Source organism: Nonomuraea sp. KM88, assembly GCF_052245635.1.
Lineage (GTDB): Bacteria > Actinomycetota > Actinomycetes > Streptosporangiales > Streptosporangiaceae > Nonomuraea.
Genome location: NZ_JBQQCC010000019.1, coordinates 1 through 17333 on the forward strand (window position 1 = coordinate 1; position 17333 = coordinate 17333).

The 17333-nt window shown below is 71.8% G+C and carries 16 protein-coding genes and 1 pseudogene; 8 read left to right on the plus strand and 9 right to left on the minus strand.

All coding sequences use genetic code 11. The features are described from left to right. Positions 1-45 precede the first annotated feature (45 nt). The 6 genes and pseudogenes from ACTWPV_RS39855 to ACTWPV_RS39880 form a co-directional block, all read right to left on the minus strand. On the minus strand, positions 46-1395 hold the full coding sequence (locus ACTWPV_RS39855) for an acetyl-CoA carboxylase biotin carboxylase subunit (protein ID WP_443155742.1): 1350 nt from the start codon (positions 1393-1395) through the stop codon (positions 46-48). Beyond that, on the minus strand, positions 1395-1913 hold the full coding sequence (locus ACTWPV_RS39860) for an acetyl-CoA carboxylase biotin carboxyl carrier protein (protein ID WP_347648818.1): 519 nt from the start codon (positions 1911-1913) through the stop codon (positions 1395-1397). The genes ACTWPV_RS39855 and ACTWPV_RS39860 overlap by 1 nt, the downstream gene beginning before the upstream one ends. After that, positions 1913-3661 (minus strand): acetyl-CoA carboxylase carboxyltransferase subunit alpha, encoded by a 1749-nt coding sequence (locus ACTWPV_RS39865; protein WP_443155743.1) that lies wholly within the window; start codon positions 3659-3661, stop codon positions 1913-1915. The genes ACTWPV_RS39860 and ACTWPV_RS39865 overlap by 1 nt, the downstream gene beginning before the upstream one ends. Further along, complete coding sequence (locus ACTWPV_RS39870) at positions 3658-4722, minus strand: glucose-1-phosphate thymidylyltransferase (RefSeq protein ID WP_347648816.1); 1065 nt, start codon at positions 4720-4722, stop codon at positions 3658-3660. The genes ACTWPV_RS39865 and ACTWPV_RS39870 overlap by 4 nt, the downstream gene beginning before the upstream one ends. A 107-nt stretch (positions 4723-4829) precedes the next feature. After that, the gene (locus tag ACTWPV_RS39875; RefSeq protein WP_443155860.1) at positions 4830-6407 is read right to left on the minus strand and encodes a BTAD domain-containing putative transcriptional regulator; all 1578 of its coding nucleotides are present in this window, start codon (positions 6405-6407) and stop codon (positions 4830-4832) included. A 15-nt stretch (positions 6408-6422) separates the two neighbouring features. Next, positions 6423-6692 (minus strand): annotated as a pseudogene (locus tag ACTWPV_RS39880) (AfsR/SARP family transcriptional regulator); the annotation flags it as partial. 346 nt (positions 6693-7038) lie between these two features. Between ACTWPV_RS39880 and ACTWPV_RS39885 the strand changes: the two are divergent. Further along, the gene (locus ACTWPV_RS39885) at positions 7039-7725 is read left to right on the plus strand and encodes an SDR family NAD(P)-dependent oxidoreductase (protein WP_443155744.1); all 687 of its coding nucleotides are present in this window, start codon (positions 7039-7041) and stop codon (positions 7723-7725) included. A 73-nt stretch (positions 7726-7798) separates the two neighbouring features. Here ACTWPV_RS39885 and ACTWPV_RS39890 read toward each other — a convergent pair whose 3' ends face one another. After that, positions 7799-8389: a dTDP-4-dehydrorhamnose 3,5-epimerase family protein gene (locus ACTWPV_RS39890; RefSeq protein WP_347648813.1), complete on the minus strand. Its 591-nt coding sequence runs from the start codon at positions 8387-8389 to the stop codon at positions 7799-7801. A gap of 307 nt (positions 8390-8696) precedes the next feature. Between ACTWPV_RS39890 and ACTWPV_RS39895 the strand changes: the two genes are divergently transcribed. Further along, positions 8697-9650, plus strand: coding sequence for an ATP-binding cassette domain-containing protein (locus tag ACTWPV_RS39895; RefSeq protein ID WP_443155745.1), 954 nt, complete (start codon positions 8697-8699; stop codon positions 9648-9650). Next, positions 9637-10470: an ABC transporter permease gene (locus tag ACTWPV_RS39900; RefSeq protein WP_347648811.1), complete on the plus strand. Its 834-nt coding sequence runs from the start codon at positions 9637-9639 to the stop codon at positions 10468-10470. The genes ACTWPV_RS39895 and ACTWPV_RS39900 overlap by 14 nt, the downstream gene beginning before the upstream one ends. Before the next feature lie 63 nt (positions 10471-10533). Here the strand turns inward: ACTWPV_RS39900 and ACTWPV_RS39905 are convergent, their stop codons facing one another. After that, on the minus strand, positions 10534-10680 hold the full coding sequence (locus tag ACTWPV_RS39905; RefSeq protein ID WP_347648810.1) for a hypothetical protein: 147 nt from the start codon (positions 10678-10680) through the stop codon (positions 10534-10536). Between the two features lie 59 nt (positions 10681-10739). Continuing rightward, a complete protein-coding gene (locus ACTWPV_RS39910) occupies positions 10740-12647 on the minus strand; it encodes a glycoside hydrolase family 35 protein (RefSeq protein WP_443155746.1) in 1908 nt (635 codons plus the stop codon). 92 nt (positions 12648-12739) lie between these two features. Between ACTWPV_RS39910 and ACTWPV_RS39915 the strand changes: the two genes are divergently transcribed. The 5 genes from ACTWPV_RS39915 to ACTWPV_RS39935 all read left to right on the plus strand — a co-directional run bounded on the left by ACTWPV_RS39915 (position 12740) and on the right by ACTWPV_RS39935 (position 17322). Next, positions 12740-13756 carry a LacI family DNA-binding transcriptional regulator gene (locus tag ACTWPV_RS39915; protein ID WP_347648808.1) on the plus strand — a complete coding sequence of 339 codons (1017 nt, stop codon included), beginning with the start codon at positions 12740-12742 and terminating at the stop codon, positions 13754-13756. Positions 13757-13892: 136 nt separating this feature from the next. Then, a complete protein-coding gene (locus tag ACTWPV_RS39920; RefSeq protein WP_443155747.1) occupies positions 13893-15215 on the plus strand; it encodes a carbohydrate ABC transporter substrate-binding protein in 1323 nt (440 codons plus the stop codon). A 1-nt stretch (position 15216) separates the two neighbouring features. Next, entirely contained in the window at positions 15217-16221 is a 1005-nt protein-coding gene (locus ACTWPV_RS39925; RefSeq protein WP_443155748.1) for a carbohydrate ABC transporter permease, read from the plus strand. A gap of 12 nt (positions 16222-16233) precedes the next feature. After that, complete coding sequence (locus tag ACTWPV_RS39930; protein WP_443155749.1) at positions 16234-17115, plus strand: carbohydrate ABC transporter permease; 882 nt, start codon at positions 16234-16236, stop codon at positions 17113-17115. A 27-nt stretch (positions 17116-17142) separates the two neighbouring features. Beyond that, positions 17143-17322, plus strand: a complete 180-nt coding sequence (locus tag ACTWPV_RS39935; protein WP_443155750.1) for a DUF6903 family protein — start codon at positions 17143-17145, stop codon at positions 17320-17322. The last annotated feature ends 11 nt before the right edge of the window (positions 17323-17333 follow it).

Here is a 17333-nt window from a genome sequence, read left to right on the forward strand (position 1 = left end):
GCATGCCGCGCGAGCAGGGCCGGTGGCGTTCTTAGGGGTGAGAGGTCAGACGGGCTCCACGGTCTCGGCGAGCGCCGTGGTGTGCTTGCCGTCGCGGAAGAGCGGGTGGGCGAGCAGACCCGCGAGGAACCCGGTCGTGGTGCTGATGCCGGCGCCGGTGACGGCGCACTCCGACAGCGCCCGCTCCATGCGGGCGATGGCCTGGTCGCGGTCCGGCGCCCACACGCTGACCTTGGCCAGCAGCGGGTCGTAGAAGGGCGAGACGCGCATGCCCGGCCGTACGTGGTCGTCCACGCGGGTGAACGGCCCGCCCGGCAGCACGAGCGAGTCGACCGTGCCCGGCGTGGGCAGGAAGCCCCGCGCCGGGTCCTCGGCGTTGATGCGGCACTCGATGGCCGCGCCGTTGAGCCGTACGTCGTCCTGGGTGATGCCGGGCGCGCCCGTCGCGGCCACGTGGAGCTGCTCGCGGACCAGGTCGACGCCCGTGACCAGCTCCGTGACCGGGTGCTCGACCTGGATCCGGCAGTTGACCTCGATGCAGTGGAACTCGCCCGCGTCGTCGAGCAGGAACTCGAACGTCCCCGCCCCGACGTAGCCGACGGCGCGGGCCGCCTCGACGGTCCGCGCGCACAGCCCGGCCGCCACGTCCTCGGGCAGGCCGGGCACCGGGGTCTCCTCGATGAGCTTCTGCCGCCGCCGCTGCACCGAGCAGTCGCGCGCGCCCAGGTGCAGGACCTGCCCGTTCGTCCCGGCCAGCACCTGCACCTCGACGTGGCGGGCCGACTCGACGTAGCGCTCCAGGTAGACCCGCTCGTCGCCGAAGACGGCCCGGGCGGCGTTGCGGGCCTGCGCGTACGCCTCGGGCAGCTCGGACGGGCGCATCGCGATGGCCATGCCCCGGCCGCCCCCGCCCGACAGCGCCTTGACGATGATCGGGAAGCCGATGCCGGCCGCCGCCTCGACGGCCTCCCCCACGCTGGACAGGGGACGGTGCGAGCCCGGCAGGACCGGCAGTCCCGCGGCCGACAACACGCGCAGCGCCTCGGCCTTGTCGCCCAGCATCGTCAGGACCTCCGGCGGCGATCCGATGAACGTCAGCCCCTCCGCCCGGCACATCTCGGCGAAGTCGGCGTCCTCCGACACGAAGCCGTATCCGGGGTGGATGGCCTCCGCGCCGGTCTGGAGGGCGGCCTGGAGGACGGCGGGGGCGTACAGGTAGCTCCGCTTGGCCGGAGGCGGGCCGATCCGCACGGCCTCGTCGGCCAGGCGGACGACCGGGGAGTCCTCGTCCGCCGACGAGTAGACGGCGACCGTGCGGATGCCCATCTCCTTGCAGGTGCGGGCCACCCGCAGGGCGATCTCCCCGCGGTTGGCGATCAGAACCGTGCCGAACATCAGCTCTCCTCCAGGGCGAAGAGCGCCTGCCCGTACTCGACGGCGGCGGCGTCCTCGGCGAGGATCCGGGTGATCCGGCCGGCGGTGGTCGCGTGGACGGGGTTCATCATCTTCATCGCCTCCAGGATCGCGACCTGCTGTCCCGCGGTGACCAGGTCGCCCTCCTTGACGAAGGGCTCGGCTCCGGGCTCGGCGCAGCGGTAGAAGGTGCCGACCATGGGCGACGGGATGACCTGCCCCGCCGGGGCCGCGGCGCCCTGGGAGGCGTGCGCGGCCGCCGTGACGGTGACGGCGGCCCGCGCGGCGCCGTCCGGCGCCCGCCCATTGACGGCCGTGCCGTTCGCCGCCGAAAGGCGCTGCTCCACAGGCAGGTCCTGGCCGTCGGGGGCGGCCCATTCGGCTTCCAGGCTCACCTCGCCCACCGTCACCTTCAGGCGGCGGATCGGCCCGCCGATGGCGTCGATGAACCCCGCGGCATGCCGCTGGACCGTCTCGATCAGCTCTCCGTGGTCGGACATCACGTCTCCTCGGACGAAGGGGCGCCAAAACTGCGGAAGCGCCGCCGCCGCGCCTCGACCAGCTCGGCGACCGGCAACGGGGCCAGCTCCTCGAACGCCTGCCGTACGGCCGCCTGGATCCGCTCGGCCGTACGCGAGGCGGCGACGTGCGCCCCCTCGTCCGGCTCGGGGATGACCGCGTCGACGACGCGCTGCCGGAGCAGCTCGCGGGCGTCCAGGCCGAGCGCCGCGGCGGCCTGCGGGGCCGCCTCGGCGGTCTTCCAGAGGATCGCGGCGCACCCTTCCGGGCTGATCACGGAGTAGACGGCGTTGGACAGGGCGAGCACGCGGTCGGCCACCGCCAGCGCGAGCGCGCCGCCGCTGCCTCCCTCGCCCGTGATGACGGTGACCACGGGCACGGGCAGCGCGGACATCAGGCGCTGGTTCTCGGAGATGGCCCACGCCTGGCCCTGCTCCTCGGCCTCGATGCCGGGGTAGGCGCCGGGGGTGTCCACGAGCGTGAGCACCGGCAGGCCGAGCTTGGCGGCCAGCCGCATGAGCCGGGCCGCCTTGCGGTATCCGGCGGGGCTCGGCATGCCGAAGTTGCGCTTCACGCGCTCCTGGGTGTCGTGCCCCTTCTGGTGGCCGATGAGCATCACGCCCCTGCCGCGCAGGCGTCCGATGCCGCCCACGATGGCCGGGCAGTCGCTGCCCGCACGGTCGCCGCGCAGCTCGGTGAAGTCCTCCAGCAGCAGACCGGCGTAGTCGAAGGTGGTCGGGCGGGCCGGCTCCCTGGCCAGCCGCACCACGTCCCACGGGGTGCGGCGCGGCAGGACCGACGGATCCCGTACGAGCCCGTCGGCTTCGGGCCGCGCCGGTGCGCCGGCCGAGGCAGCCGTCGGGCCGCTCGACAGGCCGCCCGTAGGGCCGTCCGCGGGGCCGCCCGCGGGGTCGTCCGCGGGGCCGCCCGTGGCGTCCGGGCGGGCGGCCGCCAGGAGGCGGGCCAAGGCGCGGCGCAGGGCCGGCCTGGGCACCACCGCGTCGATCAGCCCGCGCGCCAGCAGGAACTCCGCCGTCTGGAACCCCTCCGGCAACCGCTGCCGGATGGTCTGCTCGATGACGCGCGGCCCGGCGAACCCCAGATGCGCCCCCGGCTCGGCGACCAGCACGTCGGGCAGCGTCGCGAACGAGGCCGCCACGCCGCCGTACGTCGGGTCGGTGACGAGGGCGACGGTGAGGATCCCCGCCTCGTCCAGCCGGGCCAGCGCCTGGCTGCACTTGGCCATCTGCATGAGCGACAGCGCGCCCTCCTGCATCCGCGCCCCGCCCGAGGCCGTCACGATCAGCAACGGCACGCGTTCGGCCAGCGCCTTCTCCGCAGCGACCGTCACGAGCTCGCCGACCCCGGAGCCGAGCGAGCCGCCGACGAACGCGAAGTCGAGGCAGGCCACCACGACCGGGTGGGACTCGATGGTGCCGGTGGCGCACAGGGCGGCCTCGCGCAGCCCGGTGGCGGCCCGCGCGGCGGCCAGCCGCTCGGCGTAGGGCCGGGTGTCGGCGAAGCCGAGGGGGTCGTCGGCCGGCAGTGCGGTCTCGACCGGCTTCTCCGAGCCGGGGTCCAGCAGGCAGTCGAGCCGCTCGCGGGCGGTGAGCCTGGCATGGTGCCCGCACCCGGGGCAGACCCGCAGCGCGCGCTCGTACTTGGGGCGGAAGACCAGGTCGGAGCAGCCGGGGCAGATCAGCCACGTGGCTTCGAGGGTGGCGGTCATGACGCGCTCCCGTACAGCCTGGCCTCGCTGTGGTCGCCGAGCACCAGGCACGTGGGCCGGCCGAAGTCACCGCTCACCCTGGCCTGCCGGCCGATGAGGGAGTCGCGCAGGCTGCCGCGCACGGTGCTGCCCTCGCACACGACCGAGTTCTCGATGGTGGCGCCGACGATGTCGCAGTCGGCGCCGATGCTGGTGTACGGCCCGATCCGGCTGTCGCGCACCACCGCCGAGAAGCCGATCACCGCGGGCCCGGTGATGCGGGAGCCGCTGACCTCCGCGCCCTCCTCGATGACGACCGGGCCGCGGATCTCGCAGGACGCGTCCACCTGACCCCGGATCGACCGCTCGGCGGTGTCCAGCACCGCCCGGTTGCATTCCAGCAGGTCCTCGACCCGGCCGGTGTCCTTCCAGTAGCCGCCGTGCAGGTGCGCCTCGACCCGCCAGCCGTTGCGCATCAGCCACTCGATGGCGTGGGTGATCTCGCGCTCGTTCCGCCAGCTCGGCTTGACGCTGTGCACGGCCTGGTGGATGGCCGGGGTGAAGACGTACGCGCCGACGAGGGCCAGGTCGCTGCGCGGGTCGGCGGGTTTCTCCTCCAGCCCCGTGACGACGCCGTCGGGGCCGACCTGCGCCACTCCGTACTCGGAGGGGTTGGCGACCTTGCCGGTCATCACCATGGCGTCCGGCCGCGAGTGCCAGAACGCGTCGATCAGCGGGCCGAGCCCGTCGATGATGACGTTGTCTCCGAGGTAGAGCAGGAAGTCCGCGTTGCCGAGGAAGTCCTGGGACAACATGACGCAGTGCGCCAGGCCCAGGGGGGCGTGCTGGTGCAGGTAGGTGATGTCGAGCCCCAGCGTGCCGCCGTTGCCGAGCGCGTCGCGGATGGCCGGGCCGTGGTCGCCCACGACCACGCCGACCTCGGTGATGCCGACCTCTCTGATGGCTTCCAGGCCGTACAAGAGCACCGGCTTGTTGGCCACCGGCACCAGTTGCTTGGGGACAGTGTGGGTGAGGGGCCGCAGCCTAGTTCCCCGCCCACCCGCAAGGACGAGAGCCTTCATGGATATTCCTGCCTGACGAGGCCATGGACAAGCGCAGGCTGCCCGGCGCCGCTGGAGGAGCGATGGAGTCGCGCTCGTCCAGCGGGTCGAGCCCGGCTTGAGGGGCGTCAGAGCAGGTCGGAGTCGCCGCTTGAGCCGTCGTAGTGGCCGAGCTCCTGCTCGACCTGCTCGTAGGCGAAGAACCGGACCAGTTCGTGGAGGGTGTAGACGATGTCGTCGGCGTTGTGCATGAGCACCCGCAGGAAGTGATTCTCGACGAGCTGCAGCAGCAGCTTGTCCACGGTGTCGGAGTCCCACTCCAGCAGCTTGGCCACGCCGCTCGCGGTGAACACCGGGCCAGGAAGGAGGCTGAGCAGGCGCAGGAAACGCCGTTCCTCCTCGCCGAGCTGCCGGTAGCTCTCCAGCAGGCGGTCGCGTACGTTGAGGTCGGCGAAGGCCAGCTCGTCCAGCAGCCTGCCGGCGCCGATCAGGCGTTCCGCCAGCTTCTTGAGCGGCCAGCCGGTGGACGACAGGCGTGCGCCCGCCGCTCTGATCGCCAGCGGCAGGCGGCCGCAGAGCTGGGCGATCACCTCGGCGGCCTGGCGCTCGCCGTCCGCGAGCGTCCTGCCGATGATGTTCTGCAGGAGCTCGACGCAGTCGGCCGCGGTGAGCAGGTCCAGCCGCACGTGCACCGCGCCGACCAGCCCGTTGAGCCCGGCACGGCCCGTGATGATGGTGCCGCTGGGCGGGCAGCCCGGCAGCAGCGGCTGGATCTGCGCGGCCGTGGCCGCGTCGTCGAGCACGATGAGCACTTTCCTCGGGGCGACCCAGGTACGGAACGCGGCGACACGGTCCTCCAGACCGGCGGGGATGCGGTCGTCGGTCATGCCGGCGGCGCTGAGGAAGCCGGCCAGGACGTCGGCCGGGTCGGCCGGGTCGCCGGTGCTGCCGCGCAACCGGGCGAAGAGCTGGCCGTCGGGGAAGGTCTGGCGCAGCAGGTGCGCGGCGTGCACGGCCAGCACCGTCTTGCCCACGCCGGTCATGCCGCTGAGGGAGACGACGGGGGCGAGCTCGTTGCGCGGCGAGGCGAGCCCGTCGAGGATCGCCTGCAGACTGTCCACCCGGGTGGTGAAGTCGAGGACGTCGGGCGGGAGCTGCGCGGGGGGCGGTGCGGGCTCCTCCTCGGTCCGGTCGGCGGAGCTGATGGTGACCGGCTCCTCGGAAGCGGGCACCTCCAGGGAGCTGGCAGAGGAGAGCACCGCCTGGTGCATGGCCTGCGCGCGGCTCGACGGCTCCACGCCGAGCTCCTCCACCAGGAGCGTGCGCAGCCTCTGGTAGACGTCGAGCGCCTCGGGACGGCGGCCCGACCTGTGCAGGGCCAGCATCAGCTGGATGTGGAAGACCTCCTGCAACGGATGGTCGTTGACCAGGGTCTTCAGCTCGCTGACGGCCTTGCGGTGCCGCCCGAGCCGCAGGTCGACGTCGATCCGCAACTCCAGGGCGCGCAGGCGGCCCTCTTCCAGGGCGGTCCCGTACGCCGACAGCAGGCTGCCGCCGGTGACGTCGGCCAGAGCCGGTCCTCGCCACAGCGCGAGCGCCTGGCTGAGCAGATCGGCCGCCCTGCCCGGATCGCCGTCCGCGAGTGCCGCATGACCCTCCGACGTCAGTCTCTCGAAATGGTAGGAGTCAACGCTTTCCGGAGGCACGGCCAGCATGTAGCCGTGCGGCCTCGTCCGTAATACGGTGGACCTCTCTCCGTAACCTTCGGACAAGATGTTCCGCAGCTTGTAGATGTAAGTTTGCAGAGTCGACAACGCGCTCACCGGCGGGCTGTCCGGCCAAAGTTCGTCGACCAACTCCGACGTTAATACGAGAGATTGGTTGCGCAGCAGAAGCAGCGCCAACACTTCTCTGACTTTCGGCGGCGTCGGGGTCAGCTCCACACCTTGACGACCAAGCACCGCCAACGGGCCAAGCACCAGGAAATCCATCGCCTTCCCACGTTCTGACCGGGGAGACGCCCCACCACAGCCGCTCAGGGCAGAGTGTCACAAAGAGCGATACCCCGAGCGCGGCAGTGCTGCGTCCGCCCTGTTGCGCTTACCACTCGTTCGTTTCCCTCAGCCCGACCTCCTCCGATCAACCCCCCAGCCGAACGCCCGCCATGGTCGAAGTCGCCCATGGAGTGACGCTGGTGTTCTGATATAAGCACGATCTCCATGCGGAGAAAACCGTCAAAACGCCGCTCCGCGATGGAGAAAACTTATAGGCGCTCTCCAGCGATCCTCCAGCGGCCATGACGAGAATCGCGCGATAAGACGGCCTAATGGAGATCGCATGACGGCGAAATCACGCACTGCTCTGGTGACGGGCGCCAATCGCGGCATCGGCCGGGCGGTGAGCGAGCGGTTGCACGCGCTCGGGCACCGGGTGGTGGTGACGGCCAGGGACGCGGAGGAGGCCGGGCGCACCGCGGCGGCGCTGGGCCCCGGCGCGCGGGCGGCCACGCTCGACGTGACCGACGAGGAGGCGCCGGAGCGGGTGCGGGCTCTGGTGGGGCCCGTGGACATCGTGGTGAACAACGCCGGCATCCAGCTCGACTGGGGGCACCCGCCGCTGGCGGTGCCGGTCGAGCTGGTCAGGCGGCAGTTCGAGGTGAACGTCCTGGGCGCCTGGCGGATGTGCCAGGCGTTCCTGCCCGGCATGGTGGAGCGGGGCTGGGGCCGGGTGGTGATGATCTCCAGCGGCACGGGGGCGTTCAGCAACGGGCTCTCGGCGCACACGCCGGGCTACGCGGTGTCGAAGACCGGGCTCAACGCGCTGACCGTGCTCATGGCCGCCGAAACGAGGGGCACGGGCGTGCTGGTCAACGCGGTCAACCCCGGTCAGGTGCGGACGCGGATGCGCCCGCAGGCCGAACGGCTGCCGGAACAGGCCGCGCAGGACATCGTGTGGGCGGCCACCCTCCCGGACGACGGCCCCACCGGAGCGTTCCTGCGCGGCGGGAAGCAGGTTCCCTGGTAGCCGCCTGTCACGGCAGCGGACACGAGGCGGGGGCCGCCGGGCATCGACAGCCCGGCGGCCCCCGCGCGTACGGTCACACGCCGGCCGGCGCGCTGCCCGCGCATGCCTGGAGCAGCCCGGCGGCCTCGGCCTCGCGCAACGTCGGCGCCTTGGCGTCCTGGTCCGACAGGATCCGCGGCGAGGCCGCCCACGGCAGCGCGAGGTCCGGGTCCAGCGGGTTGACGCGGATCTCCAGCGCCGGGTTGTAGGCGGTGGAGCACAGGTAGACCACGGTGGCCTGCTCGCTGATGGGCGCGAACGCGTGCCCCAGCCCTTCGGCGAGGTGGACGGCGTGCCGGGAGTACTCGTCCAGCGGCACCGCCACGTGCTCCCCGAACGTGGGGGACCCGGGGCGGATGTCCACGATGACGTCCAGGATGGCCCCGCTCACGCAGGTGACGTACCTGGCCTGGCCGGGCGGTGTCGCGCAGGAGTGCACGCCCCTGATCGTCCCGCGCCGGGAGACGGAGCAGTTGACCTGGGCCACCGGCATCCGGCCGCCGGTCGGTCCCTCGATGGCGCGCTGCTGGAACAGCTCGGCGAAGTGCCCGCGCTCGTCGGGGAAGATCTCCGGCTCGACGAGGAAGGCCCCTTCGATCCGCAACGGTTTGACTGACGTGCTCACGGCGTCACCATCCAGACTCGATCGTGTTCACGAGATGCTCCTGACCGGCCCCCGGGGCCCGGTTCCACGGTCCGGTCCCGAGGTCCCGGGGGCCGGTTCCGGGGTCCGGTCCCGAGGTCCCGGGGGCCGGTTCCGGGGTCCAGTTCCGGCAGCCCACCGTGACAGCGCCGCTTGGAGATCGCCTGGACGCCCGGTCGAGCCGCGCGCCGGTCCGCGAGCGGGCGCGCACCACCCGGGCTCGAGCGGCCCGCGCCATGCTGGCGCGCATGAACGCTCTCAGATGCCCGGCCCCCGCGCGGAGCGCGCCATGAACGGCGGCATCCAGGCGGAAGGGCTGGTGAAGCAGTACGGCTCGGTCCGCGCCCTCGACGGTCTCGATCTGCACGCTCCGGAAGGACAGGTGCTCGGCCTGCTCGGTCCCAACGGGGCGGGCAAGTCCACGCTGGTGCGCATCCTGGCGACGCTGCTGCGCCCCGACGGCGGGCACGCCCGCGTGTGCGGCTTCGACGTCGTGCGCGAGGCGCAGGCCGTCCGCAGGGTCGTCGGCCTGGCGGGACAGTACGCGGCCGTCGACGAGTACCTGACGGCCCGCGAGAACCTCGACATCTTCGGCCTGCTGGCCCGCATGAGCCCGGCGGCGGCTCGGGCCAGGGGCGAGGAGCTGATCGAACGCTTCGACCTCGCCCGCGCCGCCGACCGCCCGGTGCGCACCTATTCTGGCGGCATGCGCCGCCGCCTCGACCTGGGGGTGGCGCTGATGGCCCACCCCCGCGTGCTGTTCCTCGACGAGCCCACGACCGGCCTCGATCCCCGCGGCAGGGCGGAGGTGTGGCGGGCGCTCGGCGACCTCGTCAAGGAGGGCACGACCGCGCTGGTCACCACCCAGTACCTGGAGGAGGCCGACCAGTTCGCCGACCTGATCGTGGTCATCGACCACGGGCGGGAGATCGCGACGGGCAAGCCGTCCGAGCTCAAGGACCAGGTCGGCGGCGATCATCTCGACGTGGCGGTGCGCTACGCCGGCGATCTGGCCCCGGCGCTGGCCGCGCTGACCTCGGCCGGCCTCCCCGAGCCGCAGGCCTACGAGGACACCCTGAGCGTGACGGCGGTGCTGCCCGGCGGCGCCGGCCGGATGGCGGACGTGGTCAGAGAACTGGACGCCTGCGGAGTCGAGGTCGCCGACCTCACCGTCCGCCGGCCCACGCTGGACGACGTCTTCTTCGCCCTGACCAGGAAGGCGGACGAGCATGGCCGTGACTGACCGGGGCGCCGCGCCCTCGGACCTCGCCCTCGCGCTGCGCGACTGCGCCGTGATGACCAGACGAGGGCTGCTGCGCATGGGCCGCGTCCCCGACGAGCTGGCCTACCAGCTGGCCCAGCCGATCATCTTCGTGCTGCTGTTCAGCTACGTCTTCGGCGGCGCGATCCCGCTGCCCGGCGGCGGGCCGTTCACCGAGTACGTCGTCGTGGCGGTCTTCGCCCACACCCTGGCGTTCATGGGCGTCGGCACCGGCACGAGCCTGGCCGTGGACATGAGCAGAGGGGTCATCGACCGGTTCCGCGCCCTGCCGATGGCCCACGTGGCGGTGCTCGTCGGACGCGCCAACGCCGAGCTGGTGCGGGCCGTTCTCGTGACCGGCGTGCTCGCGGTGGTGGGCCTGCTGGTGGGCTGGCGGGCGCACGCGGGCCCGCTGTCCACGGCGGCCGGGCTGGGGGTGCTGCTGCTGTTCGCGTACGCGATGACGTGGGTGGGCATCGCCATCGGCCTGTCGGTGCGCAGCCCCGAGGTGGCCGGGACCGCCGGGCTGCTGTGGGTGTTGCCGCTCGGCTTCGTCTCGAACGGGTTCGTCCCGATCTCCTCGATGCCGGACTGGCTCCAGACCGTGGCGGCGTGGAACCCCGTGAGCGCCGTCGTCACCGCGGCGAGGAGCCTGTTCGGCAACCCGCTCGGGATGGCCGCCCAGGACCGGCTGCCGCTGGAGCACCCCATCGCCGCCGCCGTGATCTGGTCGCTGGCGGTGGTCGCGGTCTTCGTCCCGCTGTCCCTGCTCGCCTTCCGCCGCTCGGCCCGCCGCGGATGACCCCGCCGCCCGTCCCCGGCGCGGGGGTACGCCGTGCCAGCCTGCCCCGAGCCGGTCCCAGGATCAGTGCCGCCGGGTCCTGAAGCGGCTGAGGAAGCGCCGTACCTGCTGCTGCGTGTGCGGGTCACGGGCCATCCGCTTGGCCTTCTCGACGTTCTGCCTGCCTTTGGGGCTGCGCATGTACGCGCGTACCCGATCCATGAGTGCCATGCGCGTGCCCCTACCCCGGCTTTGCACGATCACGCACCCCGCGTGGCAGGAGAGGCCGATCAGCCGAACTCCTCGACGTACTCCTCCACCGGCCCCAGCTCGGGACGGTCCCTCAGTTCCAGGACGGCGCCGAGCCGATCCAGTTCCATGACCGTCACGGTGTTCTCGCCCGCGCGGAGCAGCGGCGCCGGGCAGTACAACGTGACCTGCGGCCCGATCTCCCAGTAGCGGCCGAGCAGGAAGCCGTTGACCCAGACGAGGCCGCGGCCCGATCCCGGCAGCGCCAGGAAGGTGTCGGCGGGCGTGGCGATCCGCACGGTCGCGACCGCGAACCCGGTGCGCGTGGTCGCGGGGCCGGCGGCGAGCGCGCGGGCCGTCTCCCCGTCTGACCACTCCTGCAGGGCGATCGGCCTGCTGTCCCAGCCCTGGACCATCCGCCGGTCGACGAGCACCGGGCCGATCAGGCCCTTGTGCCGGCCGAGGCCCGGCCCGTAGTTGACCCGGCCGAGGCTCTCGACCAGGACCTCCAGGCGTACGACGGCGCCCGTTCCGCGTACCGGGAACTCCTGGCGGTCGGGGCCCGCCTCTCCGAGGAACGTGCCGTCGCAGAAGACCAGGGCCCGGTCGCGCACGTCGGTGAGGACGAGCCGGTGCTCGCCCGCGGGGATGCGCGGGTGCGCGGTGTGCAGGACCATCCCCGCGTCGAGCCCGAGCCGCTCGAACGAGGCCGGGCGGGGGCCGGTCGAGGTGGGCGCGGGCACGGCGCCGAGCCCGGCGAGCAGGTCGGCACGGTGCGCGAGGGGGACGCGGGCCGACGGCAGCGTGGGCATCCGTTCGGGCGTCCGCAGCGGGCCGCGCGCGCCGAGCGCCTCCCGCAGGGCGAAGAACTTGGGCGTGAGCGTGCCGTCCTCGGCGACGGGCGCGTCGGAGTCGTAGCTGGTCACGGTGGGCTGCAACCGGCCGCTCGCCTCGTTGGCGCCCGCCCAGAGCCCGAAGTTGGTGCCGCCGTGGGCCATGTAGACGCTCACGCTGCCGCCGTCGGAGACGATCTCCTCGAGGACGCGCGCGGCACTGTCCGCGCCGCGGACGTGGTGCCGCTCCCCCCAGTGGTCGAACCAGCCGTTCCAGAACTCGGCGACGACGAACGGCTCGTCCGGCCGCCGCGCCGCGAGGAGGCGCCGGGCGGCGTCGGGCTTGGAGCCCAGGGTGACGGCGGCCAGGGTGCCGGGCAGGGTGCCGCCGTCCTGCATCAGGTCGGTGGGACCGTCGGCGGTGAACAGCAGTTCCCTGATGCCGCGGGTGATCAGCGCCTCGCGGTTCCAGCGCAGGTAGGCCTGGTCGTCGCCGTAGCTGCCGAACTCGTTCTCCACCTGCACCGCCACGACCGGCCCGCCCTCGCCGGCCTGGAGCGCGGCGATGCGCGGGATCAGCTCGTCGAACCAGCGGCCGACCGCGGAGGTGAACGCGGCGTCGGAGCTGCGGAGCGCGACGTCGCGGGCGGTGAGCCAGCTCGGCAGGCCGCCGTTCGACCACTCGGCGCAGATGTACGGCCCGGGCCGGACGACGACGTCGAGGCCCTCCTCCCCCACCGTGCGGATGAACCGCTCGACGTCCCGCCAGCCGTCGAAGCACGGCTCGGCGTCCTCGCGGGGCTGGTGGAAGTTCCACGCGACGTAGGTGTCGACCGTGTTGAGCCCGAGGTCGGCGAGGCGGCGGATCCGGTCACGCCAGAGGCCGGGGTGCACGCGGAAGTAGTGCAAACCTCCCGACACCATGCGGTGGGGAACGCCGTACCGGTGCAGGCGGCGCCCGCGCCAGGTGAGCGCGCCGGTGAGAGGGCCGGCGGGAGCACCGGCGGGAGCACCGGTGGGAGGGTCGGCCGGCGCGTCGGCCATCTCGTCGGCCATCGCGTCGGCCGTGGTCGTCGTCTGGTCCGGGGAGGCGTCAGGCGGGGAAGGCTCGATCACGGGGCGAGAGCCTATGTTATCGATGCCATATGTAACAAGCGCGGTAGGATCCACCTGACGACCCCGCGGGCGGGCCGCGAGAGAGGAGCGCCATGACCGGAGCCATCGAGCGGCCCGCGAGGCAGCCGAGCATGACCGACGTGGCCAGGACGGCCGGGGTGTCGGCGCAGACCGTCTCCCGCACGCTGCGCGACTCGCCCAACGTCAACCCGGAGACCAGGAAGCGCGTGCTCGCCGCGGTCGAGCAGCTGGGCTACCGCTTCAACAACGCGGCCAGGGTGCTCTCCTCCGGGCGCAGCCGCACCATCGGGCTCGTGCTGCTGCAGTCGGGCGGCTACTACTCGCGCTCGGCGGTGACCGCGGGCGTCGAGGCGGCCGCGGGCGAGGAGGGCTACGCGGTGAGCATCGCGACCATCGCCAGGCTCGACACCGGCCTGATGGAGCGGTCCCTGTCCAAGCTCGCCGACCAGGGCGTGGAGGGCATCGTCATCGCCGTGCCGCTGATCTCCGTGACGCAGAAGATGGAGGACATCACGCGCGACATCCCCACCGTCACCCTCGACGGCTCCCGCACCGCGAGCGCCCGGGTGCTCGGGATCGACCAGAAGGAGGCGGGCCGCATCGCCACGCGGCACCTGCTCGACCTCGGACACCGCCAGGTGTGGCACGTCTCGGGGCCCGACGAGTGGATCGAGGCCCGCCAGCGGCGGCAGGGCTGGCAGGAGTGCCTGGCCGCGGCGGGGATCCAGGCGCCGCCCCCGCTGGAGGGCGACTGGTCGCCCGACTCGGGCTACCGGCAGGGGCAGGTCCTCGCGATGATCCCCGACGTGACCGCCGTCTTCGCCGCCAGCGACGAGATGGCCTTCGGGGTGATCCGCGCCCTGCGCGAGGGCGGCAGATCGGTGCCGGAGGACGTGTCCATCGTCAGCGTCGACGACATCGAGCTGGCGGCCTACTGCACCCCGCCGCTGACCACCGTCCGCCAGGACTTCTACCGCTCGGGCGCGGCGGCCGTCGCCCTGCTGCTGCGGCAGGCCGATGCCGGGGAGACGCTCGTCACCGCGTCGCTCTCGGTGCGCGCGTCCACGGCGCCACCCCGTTCTCCCTGAGCCCCATGCCGGCCATTCCAGGAAGTACCCTCTTGCGCCCGTCATGTTATCGATGCCACTGTAACAACGTCCGGATCCCGGACTCGTTCCTCCGCCCCGTCAGGTGGGCAGCCCTTCACGGAAGGATCCCAGAACCATGAGGAGATCACTCGTCCTCGCCGGCGCCGCGATCACGGCGCTCGGACTGCTCACCGGCTGCGCGGCCGAGGGGGACGGCCAGGACTCCGGCAAGACGACCCTCAACGTCGCCGCCCTCGAAGGCGGCTACGGGCGCGACATGTACACCAAGGTCATCCAGGCGTACGAAACCGCGCACCCCGACGTCGACGTGCAGCTGCAGATCTCGAAGAGCATCGAGGACGAGATCACCCCCAACATGAAGGCGGGCCGGTTCCCCGACGTCGTGGTGCTCGGCCAGGGCCGCAAGGCCGCGCTCACCGAGACCCTCATCAAGGACAAGGCGCTGGAGGACCTCACGCCCGTGCTGCAGGCGAAGGTCCCCGGCGAGGACAAGACCGTCGGCGACAAGCTCATCGAGGGCATCGTCGGCAACCTCAACACCAACCCCTACGGCGACGGCAAGACGTACACGATGCCGATGTACTACGCGCCGACCGGCCTGTTCTACAACAAGGGCCTGTTCGACAAGAAGGGCTGGAAGGTCCCGGCCACCTGGGACGAGATGTTCGAGCTCGGCGAGAAGGCCAAGAAGGACGGCATCGCGCTGTTCACCTACCCGACCGCCGGCTACCTCGACTCCTACTTCTTCTCGCTGCTCGCCGACGTCGGAGGGGAGCAGTTCTACACCGACGTCATGACGTACAAGCAGGGCGTGTGGCAGACGCCGCAGGCCCGGCAGGCGCTCGACCTCACCGCCCGGCTGCTGAAGTACGCCGCGCCGACCACGGTCGGCTACGCCAACGAGCAGGACTTCACCAAGAACCAGCAGTCGGTGCTCGACGACAAGGCGCTGTTCATGCCGAACGGGACGTGGATCGTCGGCGAGATGGCCGACGCCCCGCGCGCCGACGGCTTCGCGTGGGGCCTGACCCCGCTGCCCGCCGTCACCGAGGGCGGCAAGCGGTACATCACGACGTCGGTCGAGTCGGTCTGGGTCCCCGCCGCCGCCAGGAACAAGGACGCGGCCAAGGACTTCGTCGCCTACCTCTACTCCGACGCGGCGGCGAAGATCTTCGCCGCGTCCAACGCGATCCAGCCGATCGAGGGCATCGCGGGCAGCCTGTCGGAGGAGAACGCCGAGTTCTACAAGGTCTACGACGACCCGTCGGTCTCCGCGCTCGTCGGCGGGTTCGCCAGCACCGCGCCCGTCAAGGGCGTCGACATCAAGGCCACCCTCTTCGACACCGCCAACAGCATCATCAGCGGCGACAAGACCCTGGACCAGTGGCAGGCCGCGCTCGACGAGGCCAGCGAGAAGCTGCGCCAGGCGGGCAGCTGACGTGCCGGGCAACCCACCGGACAACTCACTGGGCACCTCACTGGGCACCCTGCCGCGCCCCGCGGCGCGCCGCGCGGCAGGACCCGCGCCCCGCCGGCGCGGCGCGGCCGGGTCCGCCCCGCGCCGGCGCGGCAACGGGCTCTTCGTGCTGGCCTGCCTCGCGCCCGCGCTCGTGCTCTTCTCGCTGTTCATGATCGTCCCGACCGTGAACGTGTTCCGGATGTCGTTCTACACCTGGAGCGGCTTCTCCCCCGACATGCGTTTCGTCGGGCTCGACAACTTCACCGCGCTCCTCGACGACGCGCAGTTCGTCCGCGCGTTCCAGAACACCGTCGCGCTCCTGGTCGTCGTGACCGTGGTGACGATGGGCATGGGCCTGTTCCTGGCGGCGATCATGACCCGGCAGCGGCTGCGGGGCCGGACCCTCTACCGGTTCGTCCTCTACGTCCCGAGCGTGCTGTCCGTGGTCGTCATCGCGGCGATCTTCTCCGCCGTCTTCGACCAGGAGAACGGCCTGATCAACGGCACGCTGCGGGCGCTGTCGCTCGACGGGCTGCGCCAGGTCTGGCTCGGCGACCAGGACCTCGTGCTCTGGTCCGTGGCGATCGCGATGGTCTGGCAGTCGCTCGGCTACTACATGGTCCTCTACATGTCCGGCATGGCGAGCATCCCCGAGGACGTCTACGAGGCCTCCGCGCTCGACGGCGCGTCCCCTGGACGGCAGTTCTTCGCCATCACGCTGCCGCTCATCTGGCAGAACCTCCGCACGACGCTGACCTTCTTCGTCATGAGCGCGGTCAACCTCAGCTTCGTGCTCGTCCGCGCCATGACCGGCGGCGGACCCGACGGCTCGTCGGAGGTCCTGCTGAGCTACATGTACAAGCAGGCCTACACGAACTCGTCGTACGGCTACGGCATGGCCATCGGCGTCGTCATCTTCGCGTTCTCGTTCCTCGTGTCGCTGCTGGTGAGCCGGGCGACACGGCGCGAGCCCCTCCAGTTCTAGAGGACCCTCACCATGACCACGATCAGAAGCGCCGCACGGCCGAGGACCGGCAGGGCACTGACCTACGTCCTCGTCATCGCGATCGCCCTGGCCATCGCGGTGCCGGTGGCGTGGGTGCTGCTCGCCTCGCTCAAGCAGAAGGGCGAGTTCTACGGCAGCCCCTGGGTGCTGCCGGAGGGCCTGCACCTGCAGAACTACGTCGACGCGTTCGTCACGGCGCGCATGGGACAGTATTTCCTCACCTCGGTGCTGGTCACGGTGCTCGGGCTGGTGTTCGTCGTGGCCGTGTCGGTGCCCGCGGCCTACGTCGTCGCGAGGTACGAGTTCCGCGGCCGCGGCCTGGTCGAGGTCGCGCTGCTGGCCGGGTTGTTCGTCAACGTCAACTACATCGTCGTACCGATCTTCCTCATGCTCGTCGGCTGGGATCGCGCGCTCGTCGACGTGTTCCCCGGCGGCTTCTTCATCGACAACCCCGCGGTCCTCTCGCTCGTCTACGCGGCCACCTCGATCCCGTTCACCATCTACCTGCTCGCCGCGTACTTCCGGTCGATCCCCGTCGACTTCGAGGAGGCCGCGGCCCTGGACGGGGCCTCCCGCTTCCAGATCATGACCCGGGTCATGCTGCCGATGGCGCGGCCCGCGCTCACCACCGTGCTGCTGTTCAACTTCCTGGCCTACTGGAACGACTACATCATCGCGCTCACCCTGCTCCCAGGTGAGGGCAAGACGCTGCAGGTCGGGCTGCTCAACCTGATGACCGCGCAGAAGGCGGCGGCCGACTACGGGCGCCTGTACGCCGGCATGGTCATCGTCATCGTCCCCGTCCTCATCTTCTACGCGCTCATCCAGCGCCGGCTCATCGAAGGCATGGCGTCCGGCGGTGTGAAGGGCTGACCGGCGCCTCCCGGAGAGAGGAAACCCATGAAGGAATCGACGCGCAGCGTGCTGCTCGTCACCGCCCGGACGCTCGTCGCGGCGCTCTGCGTGGCCGTGGTCGTCGTCGCCCGCGCGACGGTCGGGTGGGGCAGCCTCGCGATCATGCTCGTCGCGCTGTGCAGGCTGCTGGCCGTGCTCGCCTCGTACAACCGGCGGTTCCGGTGACCGGGCCGATG

Coding starts and splice junctions, on each gene's coding strand:
- ACTWPV_RS39900 (WP_347648811.1), top strand. CDS start 9,637: ATGGCCGTGACTGACCGGGGCGCCGCGCCCTCGGACCTCGCCCTCGCG.
- ACTWPV_RS39895 (WP_443155745.1), top strand. CDS start 8,697: ATGAACGGCGGCATCCAGGCGGAAGGGCTGGTGAAGCAGTACGGCTCG.
- ACTWPV_RS39905 (WP_347648810.1), bottom strand. CDS start 10,680: ATGGCACTCATGGATCGGGTACGCGCGTACATGCGCAGCCCCAAAGGC.
- ACTWPV_RS39870 (WP_347648816.1), bottom strand. CDS start 4,722: ATGAAGGCTCTCGTCCTTGCGGGTGGGCGGGGAACTAGGCTGCGGCCC.
- ACTWPV_RS39855 (WP_443155742.1), bottom strand. CDS start 1,395: ATGTTCGGCACGGTTCTGATCGCCAACCGCGGGGAGATCGCCCTGCGG.
- ACTWPV_RS39915 (WP_347648808.1), top strand. CDS start 12,740: ATGACCGGAGCCATCGAGCGGCCCGCGAGGCAGCCGAGCATGACCGAC.
- ACTWPV_RS39930 (WP_443155749.1), top strand. CDS start 16,234: ATGACCACGATCAGAAGCGCCGCACGGCCGAGGACCGGCAGGGCACTG.
- ACTWPV_RS39860 (WP_347648818.1), bottom strand. CDS start 1,913: ATGTCCGACCACGGAGAGCTGATCGAGACGGTCCAGCGGCATGCCGCG.
- ACTWPV_RS39885 (WP_443155744.1), top strand. CDS start 7,039: ATGACGGCGAAATCACGCACTGCTCTGGTGACGGGCGCCAATCGCGGC.
- ACTWPV_RS39935 (WP_443155750.1), top strand. CDS start 17,143: ATGAAGGAATCGACGCGCAGCGTGCTGCTCGTCACCGCCCGGACGCTC.
- ACTWPV_RS39920 (WP_443155747.1), top strand. CDS start 13,893: ATGAGGAGATCACTCGTCCTCGCCGGCGCCGCGATCACGGCGCTCGGA.
- ACTWPV_RS39865 (WP_443155743.1), bottom strand. CDS start 3,661: ATGACCGCCACCCTCGAAGCCACGTGGCTGATCTGCCCCGGCTGCTCC.